Raw genomic sequence first — 15,878 nt, forward strand, 5'->3', positions numbered from 1 at the left:
CTCAAGCGGGATTCCTCCGCTGACGAGTTGTGATAGTATTCTTCAACCGGGGGCCTCCCCCGGTTTTTTTGTGGCTGTCGTTTATCGATGGTCTCGGTGTGGTGCCTGTTCGGGGGCTGTTCGGGCTACCGTTTTTTTACTTCTGCCAGGGCATGTTCGATGACCATTGCGGATCGCTGGCTGCTGCCGGACGGTATGGATGAAGTGCTGCCACCTCAGGCGCTGCGCATGGAGTCGCTGCGTCGTGGCCTGATGGATCTCTACTATCGCTGGGGGTATGACCTGGTCATGCCGCCACCGGTAGAGTTTCTGGACTCGCTTCTGACCGGTGCCGGTACTGACCTTGATTTACAGACGTTCAAGCTGACAGATCAGCTGACCGGCCGACTGATGGGGGCCAGCGCTGATGTGACGCCTCAGGTGGCCCGGATGGATGCTCACTCCCTACGACGTCAGGGGCCGGTGCGACTTTGTTACTGTGCTCACGTTCTGCGTGCCAGAGCCGATGAGCATCAGGGCGGACGCAGCCCCGTTCAGGCGGGTCTTGAGCTGTTCGGGCATGCTGGTATCGAAGCCGACATCGAGATCGTGAAGCTGGCGCTCGCCAGTCTTTCCTTTGCTGGCGCCTGTGATGTTCACCTCGCCATTGGTCATATTGGCATCTATCGGGCGCTGGCCGAAGAGGCCCGGCTTGAGGATGACGTCGAGTCACTGATCTTTGAGGCGCTGGAGCGCAAGGCCGTCTCGGAAGTCGACGCGCTGATCGAAAAGCACATTACGGATGCGTCGCTTGCCGCCATGTTCAAGCAGCTACCGCGTCTGCACGGCAGCGCCGATGTCCTTGAGCGCGCTCGCGATGTCTTTGCTCATGGTTCACAAGCCATTCTTGGCGCGCTGGATCAGCTGACCTCGCTGCAGGAAGTCCTGCGCATGGCGCATGAAGATGTCACGCTGTATTTCGATCTGGCAGAGCTGCGCGGCTACCAGTATCACACGGGGCTGGTCTTTGCCGCCTACGTACCCGGCTATGGTCAGGCCTTGGTCAAGGGCGGTCGCTATGACGATACCGGTCGTGCGTTCGGGCGGCCACGTCCGGCGACCGGTTGCTCCATGGACCTTAAGCAGCTGGCGACCCTGAGTCAGCGCGCGCCTTCCCATGACGGTATCTGGGCACCCGAGGAAGATGACGAGACCCTGAGTCGGCGCATTGACGAGCTGCGCAATGCAGGGGAGAGGGTCGTTCAGCAGTTGCCGGGACAGTCTACCGATGCACTGGCCCACTTCTGTGACCGTCAGCTCGTCCGTCGCGATGGCGCCTGGCAGGTCGAGCCGCTCGCCAACTGAATTTGACACCCGGTGTCTGCCCCTTCCGGGCAGGCCTTTGAATCAGAGATGAAACAATGGGCAAGAATGTCGTAGTACTGGGCACGCAGTGGGGGGATGAAGGCAAGGGCAAGGTCGTCGATCTGCTCACGGAATCCGCCTCCGCCGTGGTGCGCTTTCAGGGCGGGCACAACGCCGGCCATACGCTGGTCATCGATGGCAAGAAAACCATTCTGCGTCTGATTCCGTCAGGTATTCTGCGTCCGGACGTGACCTGTGTGATCGGCAATGGCGTAGTGCTGTCGCCGGAAGCGCTGCTCAGCGAGATGGCCGAATTGGAAAACAGCGGTGTACCGGTGCGTGAAAGGCTGCGTCTGTCACCGGCCTGTCCGCTGATTCTGCCTTATCACGTGGCCCTCGACGTGGCGCGTGAAAAGGCGCGCGGCGTGGCCAAGATCGGTACTACCGGTCGCGGTATCGGGCCGGCCTACGAAGACAAGGTTGCCCGTCGCGGGCTGCGGCTCGGTGATATCCTGCATCGCGAGCGTTTTGCCAGCAAGCTGGGAGAGGTGCTGGATTATCACAATTTCGTGCTGACCCGCTATCACGGCGAGCCCGCCGTGGACTTCCAGGAAGTGCTGGATCATGCCATGGCCATGGCCGAAGAGCTGCGTCCGATGATCTGTGACACGGTCTCTTTTGTGCATAACCTGCGAAAGCAGGACAAGAACATCATGTTTGAGGGTGCCCAGGGATCGCTGCTGGATATCGACCACGGCACCTATCCGTACGTGACCAGTTCCAACACTACGGCTGGCGGTACAGCGACCGGCTCCGGCGTTGGACCGCTTTATCTTGATTACGTGCTGGGGATTACCAAGGCCTACACCACGCGTGTCGGTTCAGGGCCGTTCCCTACCGAGCTTTTCGACGAGTTCGGGCGTCACCTGGCAGAGCACGGTCACGAGTTTGGCTCCAACACCGGCCGTGCTCGTCGCTGCGGCTGGTTTGATGCCGTGGCCCTGCGCCATGCCGTACAGATCAATTCGATCTCCGGGCTGTGTCTGACCAAGCTGGACGTGCTGGACGGACTGGAAAACATTCGTGTCTGCGTGGGCTATCGCACCAAGGATGGCGAGCTGATCGACAATCTGGTGGACAGCGAAGGCTACGAGGCGATCAATCCGGAATATCACGATCTGCCGGGCTGGCGTGAATCCACGGTCGGTGCTCGTTCGCTGGATGACCTGCCTGACAACGCCCGGGCTTATATCAGCTTTCTGGAAGAACAGATTGGCACGCCCATCGATATCATCTCGACAGGGCCGGATCGTGTGGAAACCATCGTTTTGCGCAATCCCTTCGATAGCTGAGCCATAACAGACATCGCATTCAGATCCCCGATGATTTATCGGGGATTTTTAATGTCTGGAAAGGCCACAGAGGGCTTTAGAGCCTGAAGCTATCATGCTGATTGGCAAGGAAGTGGGTTCACACCGTCTGTAATTAGGACTAAAATAGTCCGCAATAAGTCAGGCAAGAGGCCGACATGCTGAAGCTGTCGAAAATGAGCGATTACGGAGCGGTAGTGATGGCGCAGATTTCGCGCCATCCTGACTGCTCGCATGCTGCTGCCGATATTGCCGACCGCGTTGGACTGCCTCGACCCACCGTCAGCAAGACACTCAAGCTTTTATTGCGTGCCGGGCTTTTGACATCGCAGCGCGGTGTCAACGGCGGCTATCGACTGGCCCGCTCGGCCAGCGCGATCACGGTGCGCGATATCATTACCGCCATTGATGGTCCGGTGGCCATGACCGAATGCAGTCATGGCCACGGTGACTGTGACCTGATGTCCAGCTGCGGGGTGGCCAGTAACTGGCAGCGCGTATCGCTGGCCGTACGCCAGCTGCTTGACAGTGTCACGCTGGCCGATCTGGCGCATGATGCGCCGATCAAACTACCCGTACAGCTGCCCATACAGAGTGTGGCACTCGGTGAGGCGCGTGGGATCTGACGGACCGCAGACGATATAACACGACGGCTCCGACCAACGACCGATGAGACGAACAGTACCCGTTTGAGGGGAGAGGATCATGGCTACCGAAGCAATGGAGCAGCTTGCTCGTCGCGAGTACAAGCAGGGGTTTGTGACCGATATCGAAAGCGATACGGTGCCGCCCGGACTCGACGAAAGCGTTATCGCCTTTATTTCGCAGAAAAAGGGCGAACCCCAGTGGATGCTGGACTGGCGTCTTGAGGCCTATCATCAATGGCTCAAGATGACCTCGCCTTCTTGGGCACACCTTGATTACCCGCCGATCGACTATCAGGCCATCTCGTACTTCAGTGCGCCCAAGAAGCCGGAAGATCGTCCCCAGAGTCTGGATGAAGTTGATCCCAAGCTTCTGGAAACCTACGAAAAGCTGGGTATTCCGCTGCATGAGCGTGCTGCGCTCGCCGGAGTGGCAGTGGACGCCGTCTTTGATTCGGTGTCAGTGACCACAACCTTCAGGGAAAAGCTGGCTGAAGCCGGCGTCATTTTCTGCTCAATCTCCGAAGCCATTCGCGAATATCCCGAGCTTGTACGCCAGTATCTGGGCACGGTCGTGCCTCAGGGCGACAACTACTTCGCGGCGCTCAATTCGGCAGTCTTCACTGACGGCTCGTTTGTTTACATTCCGGAAGGCGTTACCTGCCCTATGGAGCTGTCGACCTATTTCCGCATCAACGCTGCCAACACCGGGCAGTTTGAGCGTACGCTGATCATTTGTGATAAGCGCGCGCAGGTCTCCTATCTGGAAGGCTGCACGGCGCCGCAGCGTGATGAAAATCAGCTGCACGCCGCAGTGGTAGAGCTTGTGGCACTGGAAGATGCCTACATCAAGTACTCCACCGTTCAGAACTGGTACCCGGGCGATGAAGACGGCAAGGGCGGCATCTATAACTTCGTCACCAAGCGTGGTGACTGCCGTGGTGATCGTTCACGCATCAGCTGGACACAGGTCGAGACCGGTTCTGCCATTACCTGGAAGTATCCGTCCTGCCTGCTGCGTGGCAACGAGAGCAAGGGCGAGTTCTATTCGGTGGCGGTCACCAATGGGCGTCAGCAGGCTGATACCGGCACCAAGATGATCCATATCGGCAAGAACACCTCATCGACGATTGTCTCCAAGGGGATTGCGGCCGGCAAAAGCAACCAGTCCTATCGCGGCCTGGTCAAGGTCTCACCCCGTGCGAGCGGTTCACGCAACTTTACCCAGTGCGATTCACTGCTGATTGGTGACAAGTGCGGCGCCCATACCTTTCCCTATCAGGAAATCGGTAACAGCCGCTCTACCATCGAGCACGAGGCGACCACGTCGAAAATCGGTGACGACCAGCTCTTTTACTGCAAAAGCCGCGGTATCTCGGAAGAGGATGCGGTCAGCATGATCGTCAACGGCTTTTGCAAGGACGTTTTTCAGGAGCTGCCGATGGAGTTTGCGGTAGAAGCCGAGGCGCTGCTGAGTGTCACGCTTGAAGGATCGGTCGGCTAATAACAGTTGATGCGGGCAGCCCTGATGGCTGCCCGCGCTGGCAATTTTCGTGTAGCCGCCCGGCGGCGCATCATTACAGAATCAGGGTTACAACATGCTCGAGATCAAGGATCTTCACGCGACGGTAGAAGGCAACGAAATCCTCAAGGGAATCACGTTGTCCATCCAGCCCGGTGAAGTACACGCCATCATGGGTCCCAACGGTGCCGGCAAGTCAACACTGTCGGCCGTACTGGCCGGTCGTGATGGCTATGAGGTCACTCAGGGCACCATCACGTTTGATGGCAAGGATCTCATGGAAATGGAAGTTGAAGAGCGTGCCCAGGCAGGCCTTCTGATGGGCTTTCAGTATCCGGTTGAGATCCCGGGGGTCAAGAACATCTATCTGCTCAAGTCGGCGCTCAACGCCCAGCGTGCCGCTCGCGGGCTCGATGAGATGCCGGCGCCCGAGTTCATGAAGCTGATCAAGGAAAAGATCGCCTTCATGAAAATGGATTCAAGCTTTCTGCACCGCGCCGTCAACGAAGGCTTCTCGGGCGGTGAGAAAAAGCGTAACGAAATCCTTCAGATGCTGATCCTTCAGCCCAAACTGGCGCTGCTTGACGAGATCGATTCCGGTCTGGACATCGATGCCATGAAGGTCGTGGCCGAAGGCGTCAATTCGCTGCGTGACGAGAATCGCGCCATCCTGATGGTTACGCACTACCAGCGACTTCTGAACCACATTACGCCTGATCAGGTTCACGTGCTGATTGATGGTCGCATCGCCAAGTCCGGTGATCGACATCTGGCCGAAGAACTTGAAGCGCGTGGTTATGAATGGGTGATTGAGGAGCCGGCCGCATGAGTCTGCCAGAAACACTCATGAAGCGTCTGCATGAAGTCCCCGTCGGTGAGCCCGAGTGGCTCTCCGAGAGGCGTCGTGCCGGTGCTTCACGCTTTGAAACGGTCGGTTTTCCCACGCGTCGTGAAGAAGAGTGGAAGTACACCGATATGTCTCGCCTCTCCGGCCTTGAGTTTGGTCAGGCCGAGGAGGGAGAACTTGATCAGGCCCGCTTTGATGCGCTCAAGCTCGACATTGACGCCTGTCGGCTGGTGTTCGTCGATGGCGTTTTCAACGCCGAGCTGTCCGATGCGCCTTCGATCGAAGGCGTGACTGTCACTCCGTTGTCCCAGGCGCTGGAAGGCGATCAGCACGCCATCAGTGAGCGGATGGAGCAGCTGACCGGTATCGAGTTCTCGGCCTTTACGGCGCTGAATACCGCGCTGACAAGGGAAGGGGCGGTGATTGATATTGGCAAGGGTCAGGCGCTCAAGACACCGATCTATCTGCTGTTCATCTCACGCAATAACGCAAGCCCGGTCATGAGCCATCCGCGCATTCTTGTGCGCTGTGGTGGCGAGAGCGAGGCGACGCTGATTGAGCATTACGCGGGTGAACAGGGAGCTGCCAACCTGACCAACGCGGTCACTGAAATCGAGATGTCACCGGCCTCAAGGCTTTCGCATTACAAGCTGCAGGAAGCGAGCCAGAGTGAGTATCACGTGGCAAGCCTTCAGGTTGATCAAAAGCGTGACACGAACTTCACCTCTCACAACCTGAATCTGGGTGGTGCCGTGGTGCGCAACGATCTGATCACTGATCTCAACGATGAGAATGCCACGGTAGATCTGCTGGGGCTCTTCTTCGGTCAGGACCGACAGCACATCGATAACCATACCAAGGTCAATCACAACGCGCCACGCACGTACTCCAACGAGAACTACAAGGGTATTCTCGACGGTCGCGCCCGCGGGGTGTTCAACGGCCGGGTCTACATCAAGCGGGACGCACAGCAGGTGCTGGGGTATCAGAACAACGCCAACCTGCTGCTTTCCGATCGCGCCGAGATCGACACCAAGCCCGAGCTCGAGATCTACGCAGACGATGTTCAGTGTTCTCACGGGACGACCACCGGTCAGCTCGATGAAAACGCCATTTTTGCCCTGCGTGCCCGAGGCATTGACGAGCAGATGGCCCGTGGGCTTTTGACGCTGGCCTTTGCCAACGAAGTCATGGAGCGCATTCGCCATGGCGAGCTGACCGATCGTGTTGAACGTGCGGTAGCGGGCAAGCTGCCTGACCGCTTCAATCTCGAAAGCCTGGTAGAAGATACTTCGCTATGAGCATGACCGACGAACTCACGCTGGATGTCCAGGCCCTGCGCGCGGAATTCCCCGTGCTGGGCCGCAAGGTTCATGGGGACAAGGCACTGGTCTATTTCGACAATGCTGCCACGACCCAGACTCCCAAAGCCGTGCTGGATACCTGGGTGGACTATTTCGAGCGCTACAACGCCAATATCCATCGCGGGCTGCATCGTCTGGCTGATGAGGCCACACAGGCCTACGAGCATAGCCGGGATACCGTGCGTGAGTTCGTCAATGCTGAAGATGTTCGCGAGATCATCTTTACGCGCGGGACCACGGAAGCCATTAATCTGGTCGCCCAGAGCTGGGGTCGCAGCCAGCTCGTCGAGGGCGACGAGATTCTGATTTCCAGGCTGGAGCATCACTCCAACATTGTGCCCTGGCAGATGCTGGCGCAGGAGAAGGGACTCACCATCCGGATCATTCCGGTCGATGAGCACGGTGAGCTGGATATGGCGGCCTATCGTGAACTCTTCACACCTAGAACCCGTCTGGTCTGTGTTGCACATGTCTCCAACGCGCTGGGAACGGTCAATCCTATTGCCGAGATGGCACGCATCGCGCATGAGCATGATGCGCGCATTCTGGTAGACGGTGCCCAGGCGGTCGCGCATACCCGGGTGGATGTGCAGGCACTCGATGCCGACTTCTACGCCTTTTCAGGACACAAGCTCTACGGGCCGACCGGTGTTGGTGTGCTTTATGGCCGTTTGTCCCTGCTGGAAGCGATGCCGCCCTGGCAGGGCGGTGGCGAGATGATCAAGACCGTCAGCCTTGAAGAGGGGACGAGCTTTGCCGAGCCGCCTCATCGATTCGAGGCCGGGACGCCAGCGATTGCCGAGGTCATCGCGCTTGAGCGTGCCATTCGCTGGGTCACCAATCTGCACTTCGAGCTTCTGGAAGACTGGGAGCAGCGTCTGTTGAAGCATGCCACCGAGCGCATGAAGGGCATTGATGGTATGCGCATCATTGGTGAGGCACAGCACAAGGCGGCGGTCATCTCCTTTGTCGTGGAAGGTGCCCACTCGCAGGATATCGGCCTTCTGGTCGACCAGTTCGGCGTGGCCATACGCACCGGCCACCACTGCGCACAGCCCCTGATGCACCACTATGGGCTCGATGCCACCTGCCGTGCATCGTTTGCTGCCTACAATACGCTTGAAGAAGTCGACTACTTTGTTGATGCCCTTCAGCGTGTCGTGAGCATGGTGCGGGATTGAGCATGATCAGAGAGGGTTATTGATGAGCGCGATTATGTCCCTGCAAAAAGGGCATCAGTTACCGCTGCAGCGTGATGTCGAGGCGATTTCGATTCCTTTCGGCAAGCCGGTCTGGCTCGATGAGGACGAGACGGTTCAGGTCATGCAGGCACTCGGTACCTCGGTGTCGGTGTTGCACAAGGGGAACATGTTCCTGATCGAAGGCTTCAATCTGGATGCTTTCGGGATGGAGCCCATGGAAAGGCCCTATCTCGCTGATGGCGCCACCGACGAGGAGCTGGAAGCCTTTGCCTGGGCGCAGCTTCATACCTGTTTCGACCCCGAAATTCCGGTCGATATCGTTGAGTTGGGCCTTGTCTATGGCTGCAAGATCACGACCCTGATTGATGGGCAAAAGATGGTCCAGATCAGGATGACGCTGACGGCACCGGGTTGTGGCATGGGTGAAGTCATTGCCGAGGATGCCAAACACAAGATTCTGGGCGCCGAACAGATCAATCGCGTCAATGTTGAGCTGGTCTTTGATCCGCCATGGTCACGTGAAATGATGAGCGATGAGGCAAGGCTTGCGCTCAACATGTTTTGAAGGCTTAAAAGCCCGATATTCAGCGCCCCGAGAGCTCAGGCTTGGGGCGTTTTCGCAGGGGTATTGCCCGCCCGGGAGTGGTCGCTTAAGCTGGCTGGCGGTTTGTTCTGGTGATTGCCTGGCGAATGAATAAATACATGGCAGGATTGCTCAAGGGCATGGCAATCGTGGGTGCCATGGCGCTGGTACTGATCGTTGTGGTGACGGTGAGCGCCAATTACTGGGTATGGCGAAAGACCCATGCCAGTATCACGCTTGAAAGCGAGCAGTGTGCTCATGAACCGGTAGGGCTGGTCTTCGGCACGTCCTACGGGCTGCGCGGTGGCGGGGAGAACCCTTGGTATCGGGCCCGACTGGATCTGGCTGCAAGCCTCTGGAAATCCGGGCAGGTGGATCATCTGCTTATTTCCGGGGACAACCACACGCGCTATTACAACGAGCCTGTTCGCATGTGGCGTGACCTTCGTCAGGCACAGATACCGGATGCTGCCATGACGCTCGATTACGCCGGTTTCAGTACCTTCGATACGCTGGCACGCAGTCGTGATGTCTTCGGCGTATCAAGGGTAACGCTCATTTCTCAGCGATGGCATCTGCCTCGCGCGCTTTTCATTGCTCAGTATCTTGGACTTGAAGCCAGAGGTTGCGCCACTCGTGGACGCACGATGTTCGATGACCGCTGGATGTGGGCCAGAGAGATCCTTGCGCGCGTACAGGTCATCGCCGATCTTTATATTCTTGACCGCCATCCTTATTTTCTGGGGCCGAGCATTGTTCTGCCCACCAGTGCTCAGGGCCCCGGTCATATCATCCCGGTGTACCAACGCGTTGCCATGCCCGACCCCGTAGAGCAGGCTCTGGGAAATCTTAGAATTCGACTCGATGCGCCGAGTGCGCCACAACCGAAGACGCCCTGGCGCGTCATCCGATGAAACGGTGCTGCTTGATCGGTCAACGTTGGCGCGGTGATCAGCGCTTTTTCTGGTGCTGATACTGATGCAGGACACGGATGGTGGCGCGGCAGTTCTTCCAGAGCCGCTCCATGACGGGCTCGATCTCTTCCGGAAGAGCGTGGGTCATCATGGTGGAAAGCGCCTGCATGATGATGCGTTCCTGCTCCAGCAGCTCATTGATCAGCACATGTTCATTGTTGACCACAAAACTCTTGAGCCGGCTCCAGAGCCAGAGATAATCATCGCGCTCGACATCGGCGTCACGGGGCAGCAGATCAAGATGACGTCGTGCCTGTTGCTGCAACAAGCGCATATCATGACGGCGTTCTTCAAAGCAGGGATTTAGTGCCTCACGCATGTCATTACGCAGGCGGGCGACATTATCCTGATAGTAGTCAAGGCTATCGGCCAGAGCCTCGAGCAGGCCATCCATCGCCGCCTGGCGATTGTCGAGAAACATGAGGGGCTATCTCCACTGATGCCAGAAGAATGGGGGGGGAAGGGTCTTGAAATTCTAACGTGCTTGAGGGAATTGTGATATCCATCAGCAGGGATTTATTAGAGGAAAATCCCGCTGATGGTGTTCCGATCTTCAGGCGGACTGCGAACTCGTTTCCCGTCAGCCCCTGGGGCGTGGTGGTGTCTTGGTTACCGGGGCCGCGTTGCGAGCAATGTGCTCGATGATCATGCCGGCAACATCCTTGCCGGTGCTGGTTTCAATGCCCTGAAGACCGGGCGACGAGTTAACCTCCATGATCACCGGTCCGTGATTGGAGCGCAGCAGGTCGACGCCTGCCACCTGAAGTCCCATGGCCTTCGCGGCGCGAATGGCGGTAGAGCGCTCTTCCGGCGTGATTCGAATACTGCTGGCGCTGCCACCTCGGTGCAGATTGGAGCGAAACTCTCCTTCGGCGGCCTGACGCTTCATGGCCGCGACTACCTTGTCACCCACCACGAAACAGCGTAGATCCGCCCCGCGTGCTTCCTTGATGTATTCCTGCACCATGATATTGGCATTCAGGCCCATGAAGGCCTGAATGACGCTCTCTGCCGCCTGCTGGGTTTCTGCCAGCACCACGCCGATTCCCTGAGTCCCTTCCAGCAGCTTGATGACCAACGGGGCGCCCTTGACCATCTTGATCAGATCGTGGATATCGTCGGGAGAATGGGCGAAACCGGTAATCGGCAGGCCCAGCCCCTTGCGAGACAGAAGCTGCAGCGAGCGCAGCTTGTCGCGTGACCGGGTAATGCCGACCGAGTCGTTGAGTACATAGGTGCCCATCATTTCAAACTGGCGCAATACTGCCGTGCCATAGAACGTGACCGAAGCCCCGATGCGCGGAATGACAGCGTCAAAGGGCTCAAGCTGTTCGCCCCGATAATGAATCGTGGGGTGATGAGAGGCGATGTTCATGTAGCAACGCAGGGTGTCGATAACGCGCACCGTGTGTCCACGTTGCTCGGCGGCCTCGATCAGTCGTTTGGTGGAGTAAAGATTACGATTGCGGGACAACAGGGCGATATGCATGAAGATGTCCTTGTGAGCCGAGCTCAGGGTGTACCGTGCAGGAAGGCAGTGCCGGGTGCGACCAGCACCCTTTTCATGGCACGACGTCCCAGCAGCATTGGGTGTTTCATGGCCGCGCGATCGACCAGGGTCAGGTCCAGCTCCTGGGTCAGTTCTCCCAGTTGCATGGTAGTGCGAATCACATATCGCCAGCTGGCATGGCCATTGGAACTTCTGACTTTGCGCCGGTCACTGAGGGGCAGGGTAAATCGGCTGTCATCCCGTGTGTCTTCACCGCTCCAGGTGTCAAAGCTGATCCACCACTGACCCTGCTGCTCAAAGGCATGAATATTGCGGGCGTGCAGGGCAGAGGTTCTGGCGCCGGTATCGATCTTGCAGGCTAGGCGCAGATCAAGTTCCGGCAGGGCTACCATCTCTCGGCGACCCACGATGGCTCTTGGTTTATAAGGTAGCTCATCCATGCTGTTCTCTCTGTATCGCGTCAATCTGCTGCCACAGGGTAGAGCCGGGGCTTGCCTGCTTCATGGCCATGATCATGGGCAGCCGAAGACGTGGTATTCGGGTCAGATCCTTGATCAGCACCCTGAAATCATGCGTCGAAAGCTGCGAGATATTAACAAGATAGTCGATGCTGCGCTGTTCATGCTCTAGATGGTGCCAGCCACGTGCGGCAATGATGGCCAGTGCTGTGATATCCATCGAGTGCTTCAGCAGCGGTGCCAGCCACAGGCCTGCCTCCTCGAGCGGGCTGGCCAGAATCGCGCCCATAATCGCCTGCTGGCCGGGATCGTCCGTGGTCATTGCCTGATGCCGTGACACCATGGCAGCCAGCAGTGACGGCTGCTGTATGGGCGCGTGTGCCAGACAGTCGCAAAGAGCAATCAGCGCCTGATGGGAGAGCTCCTCCAACCGGCCGGCCAGGTGCGTTTCATCCTCGTCGGTTCGGCGGACGACCAGATCAGCGATGCCCTGCAGCCCCAGACCCTGCCATGTCGATGCCGGGTCATTGCTTAAATAGTAGGTACGAGCGTCGGCATGAAAACGGCTGGCCGGCCGCTTGAAGTCCTGGGCAATGCGCGCATGCAAAAGCGCTTTGGTGAGCTCGTTGGGCTGCAGGGCAATCGCCACCTCCTTGAGTGTCTCAGCGGCGCTGTCCAGTGCCAGACTGCCGTCCGGCTGACGCTTGAAGGCACTCATCAACTGCTCGAGAAATCCGTCACGCAGTGCCGGCACCAGCATGGACTGCTCATCCAGAGGCAGCGCCAGACACCAGATAATGGGATCGTCAGCAGAGGCAGGCGTAAAGACCAGTGCTACCTGTGCCTGTGATTGCCATGGTTGAGACCAGGCAATTTCCTGTCTCTCAAAGTCCCTGAAATGATCGATGGGGCAGGGCACGACCCGCCGGCCGAGATGATAGACTCGAAGCGTGATGTCGGCATGATCAAAAAGGTCGACGAGTGTGGGCGTTAACATCAGGGCATTTCCAGAAGGGTTCATGTCGGCGCGGCCGCGCAATGTATCGTGTTGATGGTCGGTGCGCCAGTCCAGTGCTGTGCAAAAAATAAACAAATCCCTGCAGCCAGCGAATTAACAGGGGCAGGCAAAACTATCCCGATCTTATCCACACGTTCGTTCAGCCGATCTGTGCAAAACATGATGACCGGGTGATGACAGGTCCGTGTCAGGTACTCATCATTTTATTCATTGTTTTACGCCCGCATAATGACGGACATCCCATTTTACCAGGCAGGAATTTCCATGACCCAATATGAATCATTGGATGTTGCACTGACACGTCTTGAAGCTGCCATGCGCGCAGGAGATCTCTGGAAAAGCCAGGTGCAGCCGGAGCCGTCAGCCTTTGACAGTGAGCAGCCTTTCAATGCCGATACCATGTCAATGGGCCAGTGGTTGCGCTATGTACTGATTCCTCGACTGCGTAGCCTGATGGAGGGCAGGCACCCGCTGCCGGACAATGCCAACATCGCCCCGGCGGCTGAAGTCTATCTGCAGGAAAATCGGTCCAGTGTTCGACTGCCTATTCTGGAGGCGCTGCGCGATGTGGATAACGTGCTCGTCAACGGGGAGCTGCGTCCACAGGAGGGACAATGAGCAGCGATTTTCAACACCACGATGACGACGACATACACTTCTACTTTGCCTACGGCAGCAATATGAACGCTGCCCGAATGCAGGCTCGTGTGGGAGATACCCGGCGCAGAATGTCCGGAACTCTTGAGGGCTGGCAGCTTTATTTCGACAAGGCTTCCCGGATTGATGGCGTGGCGCATGCCAACGTCAGAAAGGAAGCAGGAGGGCAGGTCGAAGGTGTTTTATACGAGCTGAATCATCCGGCACAGATCAGGGACATGGACCCCTTTGAGGGCCACCCCGCAGAATACTGCCGTCAGGTAGAAAGCGTTGATACCCCCGATGGGCCTCGGGCGGCGTGGGTCTATGTGGCCCTGCCGGAAAAAACGGCGCCCGGGCGATTGCCGGCCCGCGAATATCTGGGGCATCTTTTGGAAGGCAGGGACTTCCTCAGTCACGCCTATCTTGAGCGTTTAGGTGCCCAGCACTGCATCGACAGTCTTGGAGACGAAGCGCTGTTGTCACTGGGCATTTCTCGAACCACGCCGGGATGATTGCCATATAAATGAAAAAGGCCACCTGTAAAGGTGGCCTTTTGTGTTCTGCAGCAACTCATGCAGAACCTGTCATATCAAGCGATTAGAAGCGGAAGGAGACACCACCGCCTACAGTCAGCGGGTTGAGGTCACGATCGCCACCGTCGTTGTAATCGGCCTTCAGATCGGTGTACTGGACAAAGCCGTTGAGCGCCCAGTTATCAGTGATCAGAAGATCGGTACCCACCTGAGCTGTCGGTGCCCACTGACGCTTTTCAAAGGAGTCAGCACCGCCATTGAGGCTTGAATCATTGAAGGTAACATAGCTGGCGCCCAGACCTGCATAAGGCTGTACGCGTGAATCAGTGCCGCCCAGCGGGTAGTACTGCGCCATGATGTTGTACTGCTTCATCTTGAAGCTGTCGCCGTTGTTACCATCATAGTCATTGCTGTTGCTGCCGCTGAGTTCAACACCCAGCTTGTCGAACGGCATGACACCGATCGCGCCATTCCAGGTGTTTTCGTCGTCGAACTTTCCGCTGGCAGAGATGTCGGATTTAACAACATCGGCGCGGGCATAGACATCACCCTGGCCATAAGCCATGGCAGACTGAGCGGCGAAAACGCTGGAGCCTACCAGAACAGAAGCTGCGAAGAGTTTGTTCAGAGTCATGATCTTCTCCTTGCTCGAAATGAAAAGGTTCATATCGATGGGGTTGTAGTTGGAAAACGCTGTTTCCTAATGCTTGAGATCAACTATAGAGAACAGTGTTTTGTTTGTCACGTAATTTTTTTACAGTGTTTCTTATCGTTTTAATAATCGAATCCTATGAACCGCTACGGCGGTTGTACATAGTGGCCGGTCCCTGAATTCTCAAGCAGGAATCAAAGCCAGCTCGATAACGTCACAACGCTAAAATAGTCAGCATCATCCTGTCGTTCAAATTCTCGACTGCGTTTTAATGTTGTCAGGCTTAAGTTGTAATTTTGCCAGGCAATGGCACCACCAAGTTCCAGGTCGCCAACCCACTGGCGTTTGTCGACACTGTGGCTGTCTTCAAATGTGTTGCCCTCCAGCAGCATATTGCGCGCCACGAAACGGCCCTGGACATTGCTGAAGACATACCAGTTAAAGCTGCGGTCCCGCGAGAACATCATGTTCGAAGAGGAGTAGGGCGCTGTACTGGGTGTGGTGTACTGATTATCCAGCTGGCGCCCAAGACGAATCCCCAGCCCGGCAGAAACATAGTCGTAAAGATTGCCGACAGCAAAGCCGACATTGGGGCCGTATTCCATGGCCAGTCCGCCCAGGCTGTCGCGATACCACCAGCTACGCTGCATGGCAAGCGTGAGGGTGGGTTCGTTGTTGAGCTGATGATGCCATCCCTTTGGATCATCACTGTCGACCAGGTGATGAAAATTCTTTTGAACTGTCTTGGCGCCAGAGCCCGGACCGACAAGACCAACATCCAGAGAGAAGGCGTCATTGATGCGCCACTCTGGGGTCAGGTTGTGGCGGTAAAGTGACACTCCGCCATAGAGATAGCCTGCATAGGGGCGATCATCGGTAATCAGGTCGTCACGTTTGGTATCTCTGGGGGTATATATCTGCTGACCAAAGCGGTAGGCGGCGGCATCAACGTCACCGGCAGTCCAGCCCGGAATCCAGCCGGCCATTGTGCGTGTCCAATGGCCATCCTGCGGCTCAAAGGTCCAGCTTCCCTCAAGCCCGCTGGTGTAGTGACCGTCATCACTTCGGGCGCTGAAGAAGTCGTTGGAAAGCTTGAGGGTCAAAACGCCATCTGCCATGGAAGAAGCGGAAAAAAGCAGGCCACCGCCTACCAGTATCGCGCGACCGATCATAAGAAAAGTTCCCGTTTTTATGAGGCTGTTTTCGTTAACAGGCTTA

The 15,878-nt window shown here is 57.1% G+C and carries 17 protein-coding genes; 11 read left to right on the plus strand and 6 right to left on the minus strand.

Annotation, left to right across the window (positions count from 1 at the left end; genetic code table 11):
• The first annotated feature begins 159 nt into the window (after positions 1 to 159).
• The 9 genes from B9H00_RS14215 to B9H00_RS14255 all read left to right on the plus strand — a co-directional run bounded on the left by B9H00_RS14215 (position 160) and on the right by B9H00_RS14255 (position 9,790).
• Positions 160 to 1,344 carry an ATP phosphoribosyltransferase regulatory subunit gene (locus B9H00_RS14215; RefSeq protein WP_086901209.1) on the plus strand — a complete coding sequence of 395 codons (1,185 nt, stop codon included), beginning with the start codon at positions 160 to 162 and terminating at the stop codon, positions 1,342 to 1,344.
• A gap of 56 nt (positions 1,345 to 1,400) precedes the next feature.
• A complete protein-coding gene (locus tag B9H00_RS14220) occupies positions 1,401 to 2,696 on the plus strand; it encodes an adenylosuccinate synthase (protein WP_086901210.1) in 1,296 nt (431 codons plus the stop codon).
• A gap of 176 nt (positions 2,697 to 2,872) precedes the next feature.
• On the plus strand, positions 2,873 to 3,340 hold the full coding sequence (locus B9H00_RS14225; protein WP_086901211.1) for an SUF system Fe-S cluster assembly regulator: 468 nt from the start codon (positions 2,873 to 2,875) through the stop codon (positions 3,338 to 3,340).
• Positions 3,341 to 3,419: 79 nt separating this feature from the next.
• Positions 3,420 to 4,862, plus strand: a complete 1,443-nt coding sequence (gene sufB / locus B9H00_RS14230) for a Fe-S cluster assembly protein SufB (protein ID WP_086901212.1) — start codon at positions 3,420 to 3,422, stop codon at positions 4,860 to 4,862.
• A 94-nt stretch (positions 4,863 to 4,956) separates the two neighbouring features.
• Positions 4,957 to 5,709 carry a Fe-S cluster assembly ATPase SufC gene (gene sufC, locus B9H00_RS14235; RefSeq protein WP_086901213.1) on the plus strand — a complete coding sequence of 251 codons (753 nt, stop codon included), beginning with the start codon at positions 4,957 to 4,959 and terminating at the stop codon, positions 5,707 to 5,709.
• Entirely contained in the window at positions 5,706 to 7,028 is a 1,323-nt protein-coding gene (gene sufD, locus B9H00_RS14240; protein WP_086901214.1) for a Fe-S cluster assembly protein SufD, read from the plus strand. Before sufC ends, sufD begins: the two co-directional genes overlap by 4 nt.
• Positions 7,025 to 8,272: an aminotransferase class V-fold PLP-dependent enzyme gene (locus tag B9H00_RS14245; RefSeq protein WP_086901215.1), complete on the plus strand. Its 1,248-nt coding sequence runs from the start codon at positions 7,025 to 7,027 to the stop codon at positions 8,270 to 8,272. Before sufD ends, B9H00_RS14245 begins: the two co-directional genes overlap by 4 nt.
• 22 nt (positions 8,273 to 8,294) lie before the next feature.
• On the plus strand, positions 8,295 to 8,858 hold the full coding sequence (sufT, locus tag B9H00_RS14250) for a putative Fe-S cluster assembly protein SufT (protein ID WP_086901216.1): 564 nt from the start codon (positions 8,295 to 8,297) through the stop codon (positions 8,856 to 8,858).
• Between the two features lie 137 nt (positions 8,859 to 8,995).
• Positions 8,996 to 9,790, plus strand: a complete 795-nt coding sequence (locus tag B9H00_RS14255; protein WP_236944297.1) for a SanA/YdcF family protein — start codon at positions 8,996 to 8,998, stop codon at positions 9,788 to 9,790.
• A 37-nt stretch (positions 9,791 to 9,827) separates the two neighbouring features.
• Here the strand turns inward: B9H00_RS14255 and B9H00_RS14260 are convergent, their stop codons facing one another.
• From B9H00_RS14260 to B9H00_RS14275, 4 genes are all read right to left on the minus strand, one after another.
• A complete protein-coding gene (locus B9H00_RS14260) occupies positions 9,828 to 10,271 on the minus strand; it encodes a hypothetical protein (protein ID WP_086901217.1) in 444 nt (147 codons plus the stop codon).
• Between the two features lie 159 nt (positions 10,272 to 10,430).
• Complete coding sequence (rimK, locus tag B9H00_RS14265; RefSeq protein ID WP_086901218.1) at positions 10,431 to 11,339, minus strand: 30S ribosomal protein S6--L-glutamate ligase; 909 nt, start codon at positions 11,337 to 11,339, stop codon at positions 10,431 to 10,433.
• A gap of 23 nt (positions 11,340 to 11,362) precedes the next feature.
• The gene (locus B9H00_RS14270) at positions 11,363 to 11,800 is read right to left on the minus strand and encodes an ATP-dependent zinc protease family protein (RefSeq protein WP_086901219.1); all 438 of its coding nucleotides are present in this window, start codon (positions 11,798 to 11,800) and stop codon (positions 11,363 to 11,365) included.
• Positions 11,793 to 12,815, minus strand: a complete 1,023-nt coding sequence (locus tag B9H00_RS14275; RefSeq protein ID WP_157663229.1) for a DUF3549 family protein — start codon at positions 12,813 to 12,815, stop codon at positions 11,793 to 11,795. The genes B9H00_RS14270 and B9H00_RS14275 overlap by 8 nt, the downstream gene beginning before the upstream one ends.
• 285 nt (positions 12,816 to 13,100) lie before the next feature.
• On the opposite strand from B9H00_RS14275, the gene B9H00_RS14280 reads away from it, so the two are divergent.
• Together B9H00_RS14280 and B9H00_RS14285 are read left to right on the plus strand one after the other, a co-directional pair.
• Entirely contained in the window at positions 13,101 to 13,454 is a 354-nt protein-coding gene (locus tag B9H00_RS14280) for a YqcC family protein (protein WP_157663230.1), read from the plus strand.
• On the plus strand, positions 13,451 to 13,987 hold the full coding sequence (locus B9H00_RS14285) for a gamma-glutamylcyclotransferase family protein (protein ID WP_236944298.1): 537 nt from the start codon (positions 13,451 to 13,453) through the stop codon (positions 13,985 to 13,987). The genes B9H00_RS14280 and B9H00_RS14285 overlap by 4 nt, the downstream gene beginning before the upstream one ends.
• 85 nt (positions 13,988 to 14,072) lie before the next feature.
• Here the strand turns inward: B9H00_RS14285 and B9H00_RS14290 are convergent, their stop codons facing one another.
• Both B9H00_RS14290 and B9H00_RS14295 read right to left on the minus strand, forming a co-directional pair.
• A complete protein-coding gene (locus B9H00_RS14290; protein ID WP_157663231.1) occupies positions 14,073 to 14,642 on the minus strand; it encodes an OmpW/AlkL family protein in 570 nt (189 codons plus the stop codon).
• Positions 14,643 to 14,854: 212 nt separating this feature from the next.
• Positions 14,855 to 15,832 carry a lipid A deacylase LpxR family protein gene (locus B9H00_RS14295; RefSeq protein WP_086901223.1) on the minus strand — a complete coding sequence of 326 codons (978 nt, stop codon included), beginning with the start codon at positions 15,830 to 15,832 and terminating at the stop codon, positions 14,855 to 14,857.
• Positions 15,833 to 15,878: the final 46 nt, after the last annotated feature.

Source organism: Kushneria marisflavi (genome assembly GCF_002157205.1).
In the GTDB taxonomy this organism is placed as follows: domain Bacteria; phylum Pseudomonadota; class Gammaproteobacteria; order Pseudomonadales; family Halomonadaceae; genus Kushneria; species Kushneria marisflavi.